Below are 15,003 nucleotides of genomic sequence, written 5' to 3' on the forward strand. Positions count from 1 at the left end.
GATGAAAAAAATAAAAGAGTACTTCTTCAATTTACGGCTGGTAAAATCTGCTATCAAAGGTAGTCAACACTGGAAACTACCAGGTTTTGATGGAGTTACTTTGTACGATGTGGTGATATTTTTTGAAAAACAGGTAGAGAAAGTCGGCTTATCGGAAAGAGCGGCAGCCATTTCGTATAATTTCATCATGGCAATTCCACCTACCTGCTTGTTTTTCTTTACTTTAATTCCGCAATTACCTTTTGTAAACAATCAGGCACTACAACGGCAGATCCGGTCACTGATTACAGATATGATTCCGGCTCCTGAATACAACGCACAGATTATTAACTTCATAGATACTTTTTTTGAAAGCAGCCGGGTAGGTTTACTCTCATTCGGTTTTCTGTTACTCATATTTTTTGCCTCAAACGGTATGATGGGCATCATGCGGTCTTTTAACAAAGAATATATAGGTTTTCAGAAAAGAACCGATTTTCAGGCCAGGCTTGCTGCTATTAAGCTGACATTCATATTATTAGGTTTATTATTTCTAACGCTTTTATTACTTAGCTTACAAGGATTCGTATTGAGATGGTTAGGAATTGAGCAGGAATGGCTCATTGCACTCATAAAATTTTCAAGATGGATTTTTATACTTGCTTTAGTGTTCTATGCGATCGCTTTTATTTATAAATTTGCTCCAGCGATACCCAAGAAATGGAAATTAAGCAGTCCGGGCGCTATCCTCGCCACTACTCTATGTATTTTAGCAACGTTAGGCTTTTCATTGTTCGTTAATAATTTCGGTAAATACAATGCTTTATATGGTTCTATTGGCACTATCATTGTACTAATGACCATCATATATATCAATTCACTGGTACTACTGATAGGATATGAACTGAACATCAGCATTCACTCATTGAAGACAATTGCTCAACAGCGTGAAAAACAGGAATCACAAAACACTTAACCTATAAAAGTCGTTATCATGAAAATCTTATTGTATGCTAGCCTTTTAACAGGTTTATTAGCATTTAATAGCGGCAACGCGCCCACCGATCCAATAGCTGTCGGAACCAAGCTTCCAAAAGCTGATGTTTCTATGACAGATATCTCAGGAAAAACAGTTACATTACAATCAGCCATGAAAGAGAACGGACTTCTCGTAATGTTCAGTTCAAACACTTGTCCTGTTGTAATAAATAACGAATCCAGAACAGTCGGTATCAGCAAATTCGCCCTTGAAAACAAGATTGGCGTAGTCCTTATCAATTCTAATGAGGGTACTCGCGGTAAAGGAGAATCACTCGATGACATGAGAACCTATGCCAGCAAGCTAGGGTATTCATGGTATTATAGTCTCGACAAAAACCACGAGCTGGCAGATGCTTTCGGTGCTACCAGAACACCAGAATGTTTTTTGTTTAATAAACAAGGCGTACTGGTTTATACAGGAGCGATAGATGATAACCCGAACGACGAAGAGAAAGTGCAGCGAATTCACCTCCAGGAAGCCATCAAAGAGTTAACCAACGGAAAAGAAGTTTCCGTTACAAAGTCTCGTTCAATTGGATGCACTATTAAGCGCTTGAACTAAGATGATGCATTGGTCCCGTTTTTAAAATCTACTCTTAAGCCTTCAATCAGTTTGAAGGCTTTTTTCTTGCCTCTATTCTTCTTTTAAATGATTTTTAAACGTTTGAATGATTAAAGGAAAGATTTACCCTCAGATCAAACAGATTAAATCTTTACAAACTTAAAATCCATACTACACACATTTCGCTGATCAGAGCCGGTATACATTTGTCAAAACTTTCCTTTTCTTCATTTTCCACTCTCAACTTATTGAATCATTTCTTTGATTTCCAAAGGAACCTGTGCTTTGGTAATAGCGCGGTTTAAAAACTTGCGGTAATTATTCAGCGGGTTATAAAACAAAGTAACAGGAATCGTTCCCTCCCACCGCTGATCAAGTTTCGGACAAAACTCATCAGCATTATCATCTGTCAGCCAAAAGTAGCGAGCGGTATACCCTTTTTCTTTAATAAATTTCTTCAGTTTTTCATCAAGATTTTTCGGAAAATCCATGCTCAACAACCACAGTTCCACTTTTTCTTTTTTAAAAGCTTTTACTCCTTCATTCAAATAAGGCAATTCTTCCACACAAGGAGCGCACCAGGTAGCCCATACATTCAACACCACCGGGTGGCCGGCCGTTTTTGCCTTCGCCAATAAATCGTCCATGCTGATTTTCTCAAATGATTGCGCATGCAGCCCCAACGATAATAACAGAATAGCTAGTGATAAACTTAGTTGTTTCATGTTAGCTTTTTTTAAATGAATCACGGAAATTTCTATTCCGTAATTGCTGAATAATATAATTTAATCAAGATCAGCCTCTGAAAATCCCCACCCGGTTAATAAATTAGTAAACTGAGGTTCCTGAATTTTAACCGAATCATAATGTCCGGCTAAAGACTTCTGGCGAAAGGCTTCATATACCGTTACCGCACAAGCAACTGAAATATTCAATGACCGAATCATTCCTACTTGCGGAATAATGAAATTACCATCAGCTGCTGTTCTGATTTCTTCACTCACCCCGACCTGTTCATTACCGAAAACTAATGCCAGTTTTTGCGTAAAATTGATCTGATGTAAGCTAATTGCGTCATTACTGAGGTGAGTTGTTAAAATTTTATCATATTTACTACGTAAAGCTTTTATACATTGCCCGGCATCCGTAAATTGGTGTACGGTAATCCATTTGGATGCCGAACGGGAACTTTTGAAGCCAAATTTCTTATGACGGGGTATGGTATGATTCAGTACGTAAATTTCCTGTATCCCTACAGCATCACAAGTTCTCATCACCGCTGAAATATTATGTGGGTCAAATACGTTTTCTAAAACGACAGTAATATCATTTTGACGTTTATTCAACACAGACAACAATCTTTCTTTACGTTCTGGCGTCATAATTGGTAATTAACTGATAAGATAAATTAAATTTGGAACAAAAATAAACCGAATATGCTTAAAAAGAGCCTCAAAATTCTTGGTTATACTCTTTTAACACTCCTATTAATCCTGTTCCTCGCTCCGATCCTGTTCAAAGGAAAATTACTGGCGATCGCCAAAGAACAAATCAATGAGAATATTTTAGGAGAAACGGATTTTGAAGATGTGTCTGTATCCTTCTTCAGAAACTTCCCCAATGCGGCTGTAGTAGTGGACAATCTGTACATGAAAGGCTATGATGTTTTTGAAAAAGACACCCTATTGAGTGCCGAAAAAATTGTAGTAGTAGTCAATCCGTTCAGCTTTCTGGGCGATGAATGGAAAATCACTAAAATTCTGTTAGATAAACCCCGCATTAAAGCATTAGTGAATAAAGATGGAAAAGCCAACTGGGATATTGTAAAGCCGGGTGAAGAAACTGTTACTGCTGAAAACGAAGAACCGTTTACCTTCAATCTGAGCCTCAACAAATATGAGATTAAAAACGGATATGTTTATTACGCAGACCAGACAATGAATGTCTCTACGGAAATATACAATCTTAACCACACCGGAACCGGTAACTTCACCGAAGCAAACTTTATCCTGGGTACATCTACCAAAGCAGATGCGCTTACCGTAGTGTATGAAGGGGTTCCCTACTTATCTAAAGTAAAAACCAGTATTGACGTAGACCTGGATATTAATACAGACAATATGAAAATCGGTTTCAATACCGATAAAATTCACCTGAACGATTTAAACCTGAATACGCAGGGTTATTTTCAATTGGTAAATGACAGCACCTATGCTATGGATATCGAATTTAAAGCCCCTTCAAACGACTTTAAATCGATTTTATCAATGGTTCCTGCCATTTACATGAACGATTTTGATCAGATCAAAACAGCAGGTACGCTCGATCTGGCTGGTTTTGTAAAAGGAACCATGGATCCGCAAAGCCTACCCGCTTTTGACGTTCATCTGAACGTTAAAGACGGTTTTTTTCAATACCCCGACTTACCACAACCCGTACAAAATATTCAGATTGCCGCTGCCGTTCAAAATGCAACAGGTGAGATGGATGATACCAGAATCGATGTGTCGAACATGCATATTGAATTTGGCAAGGACGCATTTGACTTTTTTCTGAAGTTTGAACGCCCGATGACCACACAGGTGGTAGATCTTAAAGCATTAGGTAAACTAAACCTGGCAAGTGTAACGGAATTCGTGAAGCTGGAAGACGGTATGACTTTAAGAGGCTGGGTGGATGCTGACCTGAAAGCAAAAGGGAGTCTTGCCGCTGTACAAAACAACCAGGCAGGTGATTTTTACGCAGAAGGGTTTATTCAGCTAGGCGATATTTATTTCAAAGCAAAAGAGTTTCCGGAAGCAATTCAAAATACAAGAGCTCATATTGCCGTTCAGAACAAAGGTGGTGCTGCTGATTTAACCAGTGTACAAATCACCAACGGCCATATTGAAGTGGGTGGAGACAAGATTGACTTCTCCGCTTCTGTAAAAACCCCGATCAGCGATCCGAATATCAATGCACACCTTAAAGGGGGATTTGATCTGGCGAAAATTCATCAGTTCTATACTTTCGAAGACGGATCTACCATTCAGGGATATCTCAATGCTGATTTGAGTACTCAATTGAAGCAATCTCAGATAGAAAAAGAAGAATACGATAAAATTGCTTTTGACGGTTTGGTTGACCTGAAAAGTTTTAAAATGGTAACGCCCGACTTCAAAGACGGTATTATCATTGAAAATTCGAACATGAAGTTCAATCCTTCAGACGTAACATTGAATACTTTAAAAGGAAAAATTCTCAGTACTTCTTACGATGTAAAGGGTAATCTTAAAAATGTGGTAGGTTATGCGTTAAAAGATCAAACATTATCAGGAAATATTACAGCCTATGCAAATGTGGTAAATGCAGATGAATGGTTTGAATGGATGGGAGAAGACACTACTACCGCTACAGAAGAAGAACCGATGACAGTAATTCCTGTTCCTGGTAATCTGAATCTTAGTATGAATGCTGTAGTAGACAGATTAATTTACGATAAGGTTGAATACAAAAATATAAAAGGTAAAGTAGATGTAAAAAATGAAGCGATTAAACTAACTGATTTTTCAATGAATGCGTTTGACGGATCGTTAGCAATGACCGGTTCTTATTCAACTTTAGAAAACAAACAAACGCCGGATATATCCTTTAACTACAAGTTACAGAATGTAGACATCCAGCAAACCTTTAAAGCATACAATACGGTTCAGCAATTAATGCCGATTGGTAATTTCATATCTGGTAAGCTGAGTTCAGACCTTGAACTAACCGGAAAATTAGGTACGGATATGTTTCCGTTGTTGAACAGCTTAACCGGTGAAGGAACCTTATTCTTACTGGAAGGTGTACTCAGTAAATTTCAACCGCTGGAATCAATCGCCAGCAGTTTAAATATCAATTCATTGAAATCTGTAACAGTAAAAGATATCAAAAACTATTTCGAATTTACGAATGGTAAAGTACTGGTAAAACCATTTACAGTTAAGTTAAAAGACATGGAAATGGAAGTAGGTGGTATGCACGGTATCGATCAGTCGTTAGACTATGTAGTGAACCTGAAAGTACCGCGTGCCTTATTAGGTAGCGGAGCAAATAACCTGATTGGCAACTTATCAGAGCAGGCAGCGGCCAAAGGCATCAATGTAAATGTTTCAGATACAGTAAAATTCAAACTGAACCTGGGTGGTAAAATTACACAGCCAACGGTTAAAACCGATCTGGCAAGTACTACAGCCAGTGTAAAAGACGAATTGAAAGAACAGGCGAACGAGTTTATAGCGGAGAAAAAAGCGGTGGCCGACAGTATCATTGCAGAAAAGAAAGCGGCAGCAAAGGATACGCTGAACAGTATCAAAGAGCAGGTAGTAAAAGATGCTACGAATGCATTAAAAGACAAGTTGCTGGGTAAAGATTCCACTGCTACAAAAGATTCTGCCAACACAAAAGAAAAGGTAGAAGACAAAGCAAAAGGATTATTGAAAGGGATATTGAATAAGAAGAATTAACCCGAAAAAATTTATAATTTTACATGTTATAAATTTTTCTTTATACAAAAAAAGACTGCTGGCAATAGCGGTCTTTTTTTGTATAAAGCATTTTCAATAACTATTATATCATATTTCAGCTAAGAGAAAAAAATCAAAGTTGAAATACACTTACTTTTTCTTTAATTTTTATAAAGCTTAACAATTAATGATAAAATTAAAATGAACAATAAATACAAATTGACAAAAGGCAATTCAAAAAAAGAAAAACCAAATTTTAATAATTTTCTTAATCAGAATTAATATTTTTTTTAATTAAAACATATAAATAAATAATACTCAAACAATTAAAAAAAACAATAAAAATATGCTTCTTTTCAATTAAAATTCCTTCCTGTATATTTGAGACTTCATTACATTTTGTGTAACAATAAAATTCGATTTAACACCTAAATGTCATACCATGCATCAATTCTTTTTATCATCACACAAAGAAAAATCTAATCTTTACTTTTTATACGAATTAATCAATATTGCCTTAAAAAGGACACTTATAATTCCACCTTTAATTCTCGATTAGATTCACCTTATATAGCTCCATTTTCCAATCAAACTGAATATTTTTCCAATTCCTTATTCATTAATCCTGTTTTTTTCACATGTATTCATGTATTTCTTCTTTACACATATGTTCTACTGAAATTGCAAGTAGTTATTCAATGTTAAAAGATAGGGATAAAGAAAAAAATATACCCGTGTACTCTTGTTTGTAGAAATAAACTGCAGTTGTGCACTCACTCCCTCATACCGTCATTATTTATATCTCCGGCTAGTCACCGGACTAAAGAACATTTTGAATTAAAATGAGTAATAAGAAAAAATATCCACTAACGCTATCTACTGAAATAGCGGAAATAAGAGCATTAGAAGATGATAAAATAAAGTTTGTTCTACCAGGTAAAAATATTTTGTGTGCAAAAGACAGAGATGTCAATTCGAAGTTTCATTTTACTGTACATAAGTATCAAACAATGAACGATGGTACAATTCAGGTTTTTGTGTCCAAAAAACCAACCAGTAAGGATGAAGTGGGCACTGAAAAAAAATGGATTTATCTTGATCAATTCAAACAGGCATTTCTTTCATGGAAAAGTATTATAGAAGCATACAATTCACTAAACAATATTTTCGAAGAAAGCGAACATATTCAATACATAGATTCTGAATCAAAACGGAAGCTGGATTATGCGCTAGAAATTATAGACAAAGCATTAGATAATAAAAAAACGGAAGAAAATAAATCAGCTATTGATAGTATCAAAAAAGATATTTCTTCGTTAAGAGAAAAATTAGATACAGAAAACAAAAAATCTATAACCAGTAAACTCGAAAGTATTCTCAATAAAATAAAAAAGATAGGGATAAAATTTTCAAAAGAATTTTTATCAGAAGCTCAAAAAGAAGTCATAAAGAGAATCATAAAAGGAGGTATAGATCTTGGAAAAGAATTTATTTCAGACCTGATTTAATCACCCCCACACTCGCGCCGGATTGTATCCGGTGCTGTTTATCCCCTTCACAAAAAATAAAATTCCGTCAACGGTTTTATCAGCATAAACTAAAATACCTTACTACAGAATCAACTAATTTTCAATAATCTCTGAACCTTATTCTATAATCGCAATCATGTATAGTTTATTTCAAAAAATATGCATTCATTAACACTGAATACCGCATCTTTGTGGAAACTTTATCTACATGAAACGGTTCATGAACAAACAAATACTGCTAACAGGTACTATCGTACTATTAGTATTAGCTGCCTGTAACAAGAATGCGGATTGTAATGGAATGACGGTGAAAGATCTTGAAGTGAATGACTTCACGAGTATCAAACTAATCAGTGATTTTGATGTAACCATCGCGCAATCAGACAGTGCATATATTTCATTGCAAGGTTGTACTTCAGATTTAGACAGAATCAAATTTCAAAATAGCAATGGCCACGTTGAATTGAAGCGTGGAAACGGTAAAACTTCTGACGAACCTATCAGGGTAGTAATCGGCATGCCTGATTTAAGATCATTGGAAACAGAAGGGACCGTTGACGTTGATATAGCAGGTTTTACCACCCCTGTTGACCGTTTTCTAAAAACCCGTGGTACGGGTCTGGTTAAATTCAATGGAATTTCGACCTTACTAACACTTAATGTGGAGGGTACCAGCAAAATGGAACTTTCCGGTAGTGCTTATGAAATAGACGCGCAGCTGTCAGGTACTAGCCGTTTAAAGGCTTATGGATTGGTAGCGCAGCACTGTACAATAGATATCAGTGGTACAGCTGAAGCAGAAGTTTGGATAGAAACATCGTTGAAGGGACGTGCCAACGGCGTAACAGTTGTTCGTTACAAAGGAAATCCAGGAATTGTAGATGTTCAGATGAGAGAAATGGCTAAAGTGATTAAAGAATAATGAACGAAAAACTAAAAATTTAGAATGAAAGTAAAAAAGTTAGCATTACCGGATTGACAGAGATCAATCTGCTATAAATTAATTCTTCATTTCAACTTTCTCTTATACCATTTAAAATTATCTTCACTGAATGTCGCAAGTATTAAAAGCACATATCAATAAATTTCTGCCCCTGAATGACGAAGAATATAGTGCCATACTTCCTTATTTAAAAGTACAGAAAGTAAAGAAAAAGCAAAATCTCATGACCGAAGGCGAGATATGCAAACAGCATTACTTTGTAGAAAAAGGATGTTTGAGAAAATTCTTTATTAATGAAAAAGGAGTAGAACAAACAACAGAATTTGCGATTGAAAACTGGTGGATGACAGATCATATCGCATATGAACGCCAACACGCGACGCTCTTTAATATTCAGGCAGTAGAGCATACAGAGATAGTTATTCTTGATTATCAATCACAGGAGAAATTATTTGAACAATTTTCTTTTATGGAGCGATACTTCAGGTTTGTATATCAACGTGCATTTGCAGCTACACAAATGAGAATTAAATTTCTGTTTGATTATTCAAAAGAAGAAATGTATCATCATTTTATTAAAACACAGGGGGCATTTGCGCAACGGATTCCTCAATACCTGTTGGCATCTTATTTAGGACTTACTCCTGAATACCTGAGTGAAATCAGGGCTAAACGATTTTCTTAAACCAGTTTAATTTTTTTAAGAAGATAATTATACAATTTTGCCTTACCAACTAAAAAATAAAAAATGGAAACAAGATTTAATTTAAAGGAAATAGCACCGGAAGCATACAAGGCAATGCTTATGTTGGAAGGATATCTGAACCACATATCAATTCCTAAACCATTACTTGAATTAATTAAGATCAGAGCTTCTTATATCAATAGTTGTGCTTTTTGTATCGACATGCATACTAAAGAAGCATTAGAGAGTGGAGAAACGGCTCAACGTCTTTTCTTAATTACTTCCTGGAAAGAAGCAGGAGATGTTTTTACTGAAACAGAAAAAATTGCTTTACTCATGACCGAAGAAACTACATTAATTCATGAGAAAGGATTAAGTGATGAAACCTATATTAAAGCACGTCAGTTTTTCAATGAGAAACAGGTTGCAGAAATATTAATGGCAGTTATCACAATCAATGCATGGAACAGAATTGCAATCAGTACTAATTTACCGATACCATTGAGTAAGTAGTGACAACTGGCAGAACGTATTATAAAAATTTCAAAAAAGGAGTGGATAAATTCTATAAGGATTTTTTCATTCCTTTTTTAATGAAGAAGTAAAAGCAAGTGCTCCTTCTTAAAAGATACGAAAAAAATAAATAAAAAACATATATATATTACCGTTATTTATAAAATAATACTTTACAACACCCTGCCTTACAAAAAAACCTACACCTTAATATATAAGCTTGCTTTCCCAAAAACAGCCTTCGCGATTCCGGAATACGATATCCTTAACCTGCTACAGGACTGACTTTCAGAAGTTTTTCACATTTCCACAAAACGCAACAATTTGATTATAAATACATTACCTAAATATCGACATTTAAAGTTGGTAGAAATACGCAGAGTCATTAAAACTTTACATTTTTTCTACTATATTTATTATCCTTTCAAAACAACAACAATAAGAATCAATTGCTTATGGACAATTTGCTCTACCTGGTGCCGGTAATGGGCATTATAGGTTTGCTCTACACACTAGTAAAATTCAATTGGGTTTCGAAGCAATCTGTAGGAACCGATCGCATGAAAGAAATCAGTACCTACATTGCTGAAGGAGCCATGGCATTTCTCAAAGCAGAATGGAAAATTTTAGCCTATTTCGTAGTCATCGTTGGGATACTATTAGCTGTTATGGCTAATGCTAATCCTCACTCTCACTGGTCAATTGCCATTGCATTTGTAATCGGTGCTATTTTCAGTGCTGTAGCCGGTTATATCGGAATGCGTATTGCCACTAAAGCAAACGTAAGAACAGCTGAAGCTGCCCGTACCAGTTTGAAAAAAGCACTTAATGTATCCTTCACCGGTGGTGCGGTAATGGGATTAGGTGTTTCCGGCTTAGCTGTATTAGGCTTAGGCGGTTTATTTATTTTATTAAAAGAACTATTCGTTCCCGGTGGCGCTTCTGTTAACGGAGACGAAATGTTGAAAACCATTGAAGTCTTAACAGGTTTTTCTTTAGGAGCTGAATCAATCGCTTTATTTGCACGTGTGGGCGGAGGTATTTATACCAAAGCTGCAGACGTAGGTGCAGACCTGGTAGGTAAAGTAGAAGCGGGTATTCCGGAAGATGACCCGCGTAACCCTGCTACCATTGCCGATAATGTAGGTGATAATGTGGGTGATGTTGCGGGTATGGGAGCCGACTTATTCGGTTCTTATGTAGCTACTGTTTTAGCAACAATGGTACTCGGACAAGAAACTGTTTCGGTAGATAATTTCGGTGGTATGGCTCCGATTTTATTACCAATGTTAATTGCAGGTGTCGGTATTCTTTTCTCTATCGTGGGAACCTGGATGGTAAGAATCAGTGATTCTGCCAAAATAGATACCGGTATCGTTCAAAAAGCACTCAACTTAGGTAACTGGGGATCAATGATCCTGACCGCCATTGCATCTATAGGCCTTGTATATTATATCTTGCCAGAAAAAATGACTTTACGTGATTATGAATTCACGAAATGGGGCGTATTAGGAGCGATTGGTGTAGGATTACTGGTTGGTGCATTAATGAGTATCATCACAGAATTTTATACAGCGATGGGCAAACGTCCGGTGAACAGTATCGTAAAAGGTTCTGCTACCGGTCATGCAACAAACGTAATAGCAGGGCTCGCAGTAGGAATGGAATCAACCTTCCTTCCTATCATCGTTTTAGCTGGCGGTATCTGGGGTTCTTACGAATGTGCCGGATTATATGGTGTGGCAATTGCCGCAGCTGGTATGATGGCCACCACAGCGATGCAGTTGGCAATCGATGCATTCGGACCAATTGCAGATAATGCAGGTGGTATTGCAGAAATGAGTGAATTACCAAAAGAAGTGCGCGAAAAAACCGATGTACTCGATGCAGTAGGTAATACAACCGCAGCTACCGGTAAAGGTTTCGCAATCGCTTCTGCCGCATTAACAGCATTAGCATTATTCGCCGCTTATGTAGGTGTTATTAAAAACAACGGTTACGACCTGCAAAGTGCTATTAATATTTATCACGCCGATGTATTGGCTGCCTTATTCATCGGAGCAATGGTACCGTTTATTTTCTCTTCACTTGCTATTAAAGCAGTAGGTGAAGCAGCAATAGCCATGGTAGATGAAGTGCGTCGTCAATTCAGAACTATTCCGGGAATTATGGAAGGTACCGGTAAACCGGAATACGATAAGTGCGTAGCCATCTCTACTGAAGCGTCTATTAAAAAAATGATGATGCCCGGGGCAATAGCAATCCTGTCTCCTATTATTATCGGATTCTTAATGGGCCCTGAAGCATTAGGTGGATTCCTCGCTGGTGCTACCGTATCAGGTGTATTAATGGGTATGTTCCAGAATAACGCAGGTGGTGCATGGGATAATGCAAAAAAATCATTTGAAAAAGGAGTGGATATTAACGGAGAAGTTTTCTACAAAAAATCAGAACCACACAAAGCATCGGTAACCGGTGATACTGTAGGTGATCCGTTTAAAGACACTTCCGGTCCTTCAATGAATATTCTTATTAAACTAATGTCGATTGTATCACTGGTAATAGCACCTACCTTAGCGCAACGTTTTGCTGCTAAAGCAGGCATCAGTGAAAACTCTACTCATCAATCCAAAAAAGAAGTGAGTGTAATCACTACTTCAATAGTTGATGAAAAAAATACCGTTGTGTATTCTTCTGTTCAACAGTAAACTTTTAGTTACTATAATAAAAAATGAGTTGCATTAGTGCAACTCATTTTTTATTATTTAAAATGTTTCCTTAAGATCCCTAAACATTTCTATTGGTGTAATCCACCTTACACCGAAACGATCACATGGTTCTGGAATTTTAATCCTATTCCTCCTATGAGGTTGACTTATCTCATGAGTTACAACTGTGCAATTATTTTTTTGAGCATATGCAACTAACCAAGGATCTGCTAATTCGGTTGACAAAAATAGCTCTTTAGCACTCTGAGAGAAAACAGCATGTGAATTTACCCATTCTGCAATTTGCGCATAAACATCAATACAAGATTCTGTGTTTACAAAAAATCCGGAATCTAATTGAGTGGAACACCATTTAGACAAATCATCTTCAGTAGAATTTCCGCATATTTCATTTTTGACTTTATCAATACTAATGATAGAGCTCTTTCCAGATAAGAATAAAAGCTTTTGCCAAAAACCAGGAACCACATCAAATGGATAATACATTCGATGTGCCTGAATTAATACATTACTATCTAATAAATATTTTTTCACTAATACAAATATTCTGTAACAAATTTATTATAAGAGTTTCCAGTCATATTAGTTAATCTGTATGCGTCCCTATATAAAAGCTTATTCTCTTTCACTGCATTATTTACAAAAACAGCAAATCTCAAACTAATTCTTTTTCTAACAGTTGTATAGTAGTTTCCACCAGAGCTGCTAAGCTCTTTTCTAAAATTGAATTCTAAAATATAATTATTATAAAAACGAAAAAATTGAGCCTTATTTATTAAGCTCAGGTCTAATGCTCTTCTAGCTATAACAATTGGACTAACCTTGAACACTCTGCTTAGAACATTGAAATCACGGGTAGTTTTCCATCTCTCTAACAAAAAGCTTTCAGGCACGAGAAATTCGGCAGCTACTTTATCACATAGATTTTCTAGTGGAGTACTTGCCGGTAACAATTTGTCGTTATTAAACCCTGCACTTTCACCTATAAATATATGTGCCAATTCATGAACTAGACTAAACATCTGAGCTGCTTTTGTATCACTTGAATTAATAAATAAGAAAGGAGCCTTTTTATCAACGAGTACAAAGCCTCTACATTCTTTTACATCAATAGCTCTATAATTATTTGAACCAACAACACCATTAAATGAGACGATCATCCCAGCTTCTTCAATCGTAGAAGTTAAATATTCTAAAGCCCTTTCCCAACTATTTTGTTTTTCAGCCCAACCGGAGCTTAAATGAAGTGTATCTTTTATGGCTTTTACTATTACTCTATAATCATGATTTAAAGAATACTTACCTACAAAATCAAGGTCGGGATATTCCAATTCTTCTAAATAGTCACGCAACCAATCTTGTCTTTCTTTAATTATTTGAATTGTATGATATACATTCAGACTTACTTTTTTACTGATTTCATTAGAGCCCGTTCTAAAAAACGGAAGTGGAATTCTTTCCTCAGGTGGAGTTGTTAAGAACATATACCCAAAAGGAACATGCACTTTATTGGTAAAGCTTTCCAGTTGCTTTACTGTTGGTACTTTATCGCCGTTGGTCCAGCTTCTAACATTAGGATTCTGAGCATAAAAATCTTCTAAGCTATTCCCGCTTCGGATAATAGCCCACTCTATTAAAGCAGCATTTATGTTTGTAACTTTTACACTCACAATGCAAATTTATTGAATATTAAAGTAATAAAAGTATTTGCAAAAAAATTAGAAATTACACTAAATTTATTTATAAAATAGTATTATTTTCTTATAAACTACACTATTAGTTTAATATAATAATTTTTCTTTAAATTTTATATGTAATCCTTCAAAAACACTACTCAAAACATTATTGATCAATATTTTTAAAGCATTCTTATTGTCTACGTTGAAAAGTTTACGATCAGGCTGATGTTATAGTAAACAAGTAATGATAATTGCTTTGCAATATTCATACAACTGTGCAACCGATTTCAACAAACGATATTGTAAAAACTATCTTAAAAATACCCATTACCACCAATCGAAAAACAATGAATGTCATTCACATTAACTAGCCATTTACAAAGCGAATAGTACTTTTATCCGGAACAAAAGGATTCAAAATGAAGCAACCATTCGTTAAACCCACAGACGCTGAACTGGATATTTTGCAAGTACTTTGGAGCAAAGAAAATGCATCAGTTCGTGAGGTACACAATATCATTGCAAACACCAAAAATGTTGGATACACTACTACACTAAAGTTGATGCAAATAATGTTTGAAAAAGGTATTGTAGATCGCGACGCCAGTTCAAAAGTTCACATTTACCGACCAACCATCAACAAAGAAGAAACACTCAATTCATTATTGAATAGAATTACACAATCTCTTTTTGCAGGTTCAAAAGTTGATTTAATTAAACAGGCACTTAGAGATAATCATCTTAATGAAGAAGAGTTAAATACAATCGAACAATTAATAGAAGAGCAGAAGAAAACGCTTCACAACGGTGCAGTTACTAATTCATCAGATAATCACTCAGGTATTCAGATGTAGAG

General features: G+C 35.8%; 13 protein-coding genes. 9 read left to right on the forward strand and 4 right to left on the reverse strand.

All coding sequences use genetic code 11. From position 1 onward, the window contains the following. Position 1: 1 nt before the first annotated feature. Positions 2-955, forward strand: coding sequence for a YihY/virulence factor BrkB family protein (locus tag D9O48_RS09970; protein WP_126972825.1), 954 nt, complete (start codon positions 2-4; stop codon positions 953-955). Between the two features lie 18 nt (positions 956-973). Beyond that, complete coding sequence (locus tag D9O48_RS09975; protein WP_126972826.1) at positions 974-1,582, forward strand: redoxin family protein; 609 nt, start codon at positions 974-976, stop codon at positions 1,580-1,582. A gap of 245 nt (positions 1,583-1,827) precedes the next feature. Here the strand turns inward: D9O48_RS09975 and D9O48_RS09980 are convergent, their stop codons facing one another. Together D9O48_RS09980 and D9O48_RS09985 are read right to left on the reverse strand one after the other, a co-directional pair. Next, positions 1,828-2,307 (reverse strand): TlpA disulfide reductase family protein, encoded by a 480-nt coding sequence (locus tag D9O48_RS09980; RefSeq protein ID WP_126972827.1) that lies wholly within the window; start codon positions 2,305-2,307, stop codon positions 1,828-1,830. 60 nt (positions 2,308-2,367) lie between these two features. After that, positions 2,368-2,964: a TrmH family RNA methyltransferase gene (locus D9O48_RS09985; RefSeq protein WP_126972828.1), complete on the reverse strand. Its 597-nt coding sequence runs from the start codon at positions 2,962-2,964 to the stop codon at positions 2,368-2,370. A 54-nt stretch (positions 2,965-3,018) separates the two neighbouring features. Between D9O48_RS09985 and D9O48_RS09990 the strand changes: the two genes are divergently transcribed. From D9O48_RS09990 to D9O48_RS10015, 6 genes are all read left to right on the forward strand, one after another. Beyond that, entirely contained in the window at positions 3,019-6,069 is a 3,051-nt protein-coding gene (locus D9O48_RS09990) for an AsmA-like C-terminal region-containing protein (RefSeq protein ID WP_126972829.1), read from the forward strand. Positions 6,070-6,911: 842 nt separating this feature from the next. Continuing rightward, positions 6,912-7,577: a hypothetical protein gene (locus D9O48_RS09995; RefSeq protein ID WP_126972830.1), complete on the forward strand. Its 666-nt coding sequence runs from the start codon at positions 6,912-6,914 to the stop codon at positions 7,575-7,577. A 229-nt stretch (positions 7,578-7,806) separates the two neighbouring features. Beyond that, positions 7,807-8,520, forward strand: coding sequence for a head GIN domain-containing protein (locus tag D9O48_RS10000; RefSeq protein ID WP_126972831.1), 714 nt, complete (start codon positions 7,807-7,809; stop codon positions 8,518-8,520). A gap of 130 nt (positions 8,521-8,650) precedes the next feature. Further along, the gene (locus tag D9O48_RS10005) at positions 8,651-9,226 is read left to right on the forward strand and encodes a Crp/Fnr family transcriptional regulator (protein WP_126972832.1); all 576 of its coding nucleotides are present in this window, start codon (positions 8,651-8,653) and stop codon (positions 9,224-9,226) included. A gap of 63 nt (positions 9,227-9,289) precedes the next feature. Continuing rightward, on the forward strand, positions 9,290-9,739 hold the full coding sequence (locus tag D9O48_RS10010; protein WP_126972833.1) for a carboxymuconolactone decarboxylase family protein: 450 nt from the start codon (positions 9,290-9,292) through the stop codon (positions 9,737-9,739). Positions 9,740-10,194: 455 nt separating this feature from the next. Beyond that, complete coding sequence (locus tag D9O48_RS10015; RefSeq protein WP_126972834.1) at positions 10,195-12,447, forward strand: sodium-translocating pyrophosphatase; 2,253 nt, start codon at positions 10,195-10,197, stop codon at positions 12,445-12,447. A 57-nt stretch (positions 12,448-12,504) separates the two neighbouring features. Here the strand turns inward: D9O48_RS10015 and D9O48_RS10020 are convergent, their stop codons facing one another. Both D9O48_RS10020 and D9O48_RS10025 read right to left on the reverse strand, forming a co-directional pair. Next, on the reverse strand, positions 12,505-13,002 hold the full coding sequence (locus D9O48_RS10020) for a DUF4411 family protein (RefSeq protein ID WP_126972835.1): 498 nt from the start codon (positions 13,000-13,002) through the stop codon (positions 12,505-12,507). Further along, positions 13,002-14,138, reverse strand: a complete 1,137-nt coding sequence (locus D9O48_RS10025; protein ID WP_126972836.1) for an ImmA/IrrE family metallo-endopeptidase — start codon at positions 14,136-14,138, stop codon at positions 13,002-13,004. Before D9O48_RS10025 ends, D9O48_RS10020 begins: the two co-directional genes overlap by 1 nt. A 428-nt stretch (positions 14,139-14,566) precedes the next feature. On the opposite strand from D9O48_RS10025, the gene D9O48_RS10030 reads away from it, so the two are divergent. After that, positions 14,567-15,001, forward strand: coding sequence for a BlaI/MecI/CopY family transcriptional regulator (locus D9O48_RS10030; RefSeq protein ID WP_126972837.1), 435 nt, complete (start codon positions 14,567-14,569; stop codon positions 14,999-15,001). The last annotated feature ends 2 nt before the right edge of the window (positions 15,002-15,003 follow it).

Origin of the sequence: Gynurincola endophyticus, from assembly GCF_003991195.1 — a bacterium.
GTDB classification, from domain to species: domain Bacteria; phylum Bacteroidota; class Bacteroidia; order Chitinophagales; family Chitinophagaceae; genus Gynurincola; species Gynurincola endophyticus.

What these genes read in the sequence shown, in the direction of transcription:
- D9O48_RS09970 (WP_126972825.1), top strand. Translation starts at nt 2, where the DNA reads ATGAAAAAAATAAAAGAGTACTTCTTCAATTTACGGCTGGTAAAATCT.
- D9O48_RS09975 (WP_126972826.1), top strand. Translation starts at nt 974, where the DNA reads ATGAAAATCTTATTGTATGCTAGCCTTTTAACAGGTTTATTAGCATTT.
- D9O48_RS09980 (WP_126972827.1), bottom strand. Translation starts at nt 2,307, where the DNA reads ATGAAACAACTAAGTTTATCACTAGCTATTCTGTTATTATCGTTGGGG.
- D9O48_RS09985 (WP_126972828.1), bottom strand. Translation starts at nt 2,964, where the DNA reads ATGACGCCAGAACGTAAAGAAAGATTGTTGTCTGTGTTGAATAAACGT.
- D9O48_RS09990 (WP_126972829.1), top strand. Translation starts at nt 3,019, where the DNA reads ATGCTTAAAAAGAGCCTCAAAATTCTTGGTTATACTCTTTTAACACTC.
- D9O48_RS09995 (WP_126972830.1), top strand. Translation starts at nt 6,912, where the DNA reads ATGAGTAATAAGAAAAAATATCCACTAACGCTATCTACTGAAATAGCG.
- D9O48_RS10000 (WP_126972831.1), top strand. Translation starts at nt 7,807, where the DNA reads ATGAAACGGTTCATGAACAAACAAATACTGCTAACAGGTACTATCGTA.
- D9O48_RS10005 (WP_126972832.1), top strand. Translation starts at nt 8,651, where the DNA reads ATGTCGCAAGTATTAAAAGCACATATCAATAAATTTCTGCCCCTGAAT.
- D9O48_RS10010 (WP_126972833.1), top strand. Translation starts at nt 9,290, where the DNA reads ATGGAAACAAGATTTAATTTAAAGGAAATAGCACCGGAAGCATACAAG.
- D9O48_RS10015 (WP_126972834.1), top strand. Translation starts at nt 10,195, where the DNA reads ATGGACAATTTGCTCTACCTGGTGCCGGTAATGGGCATTATAGGTTTG.
- D9O48_RS10030 (WP_126972837.1), top strand. Translation starts at nt 14,567, where the DNA reads ATGAAGCAACCATTCGTTAAACCCACAGACGCTGAACTGGATATTTTG.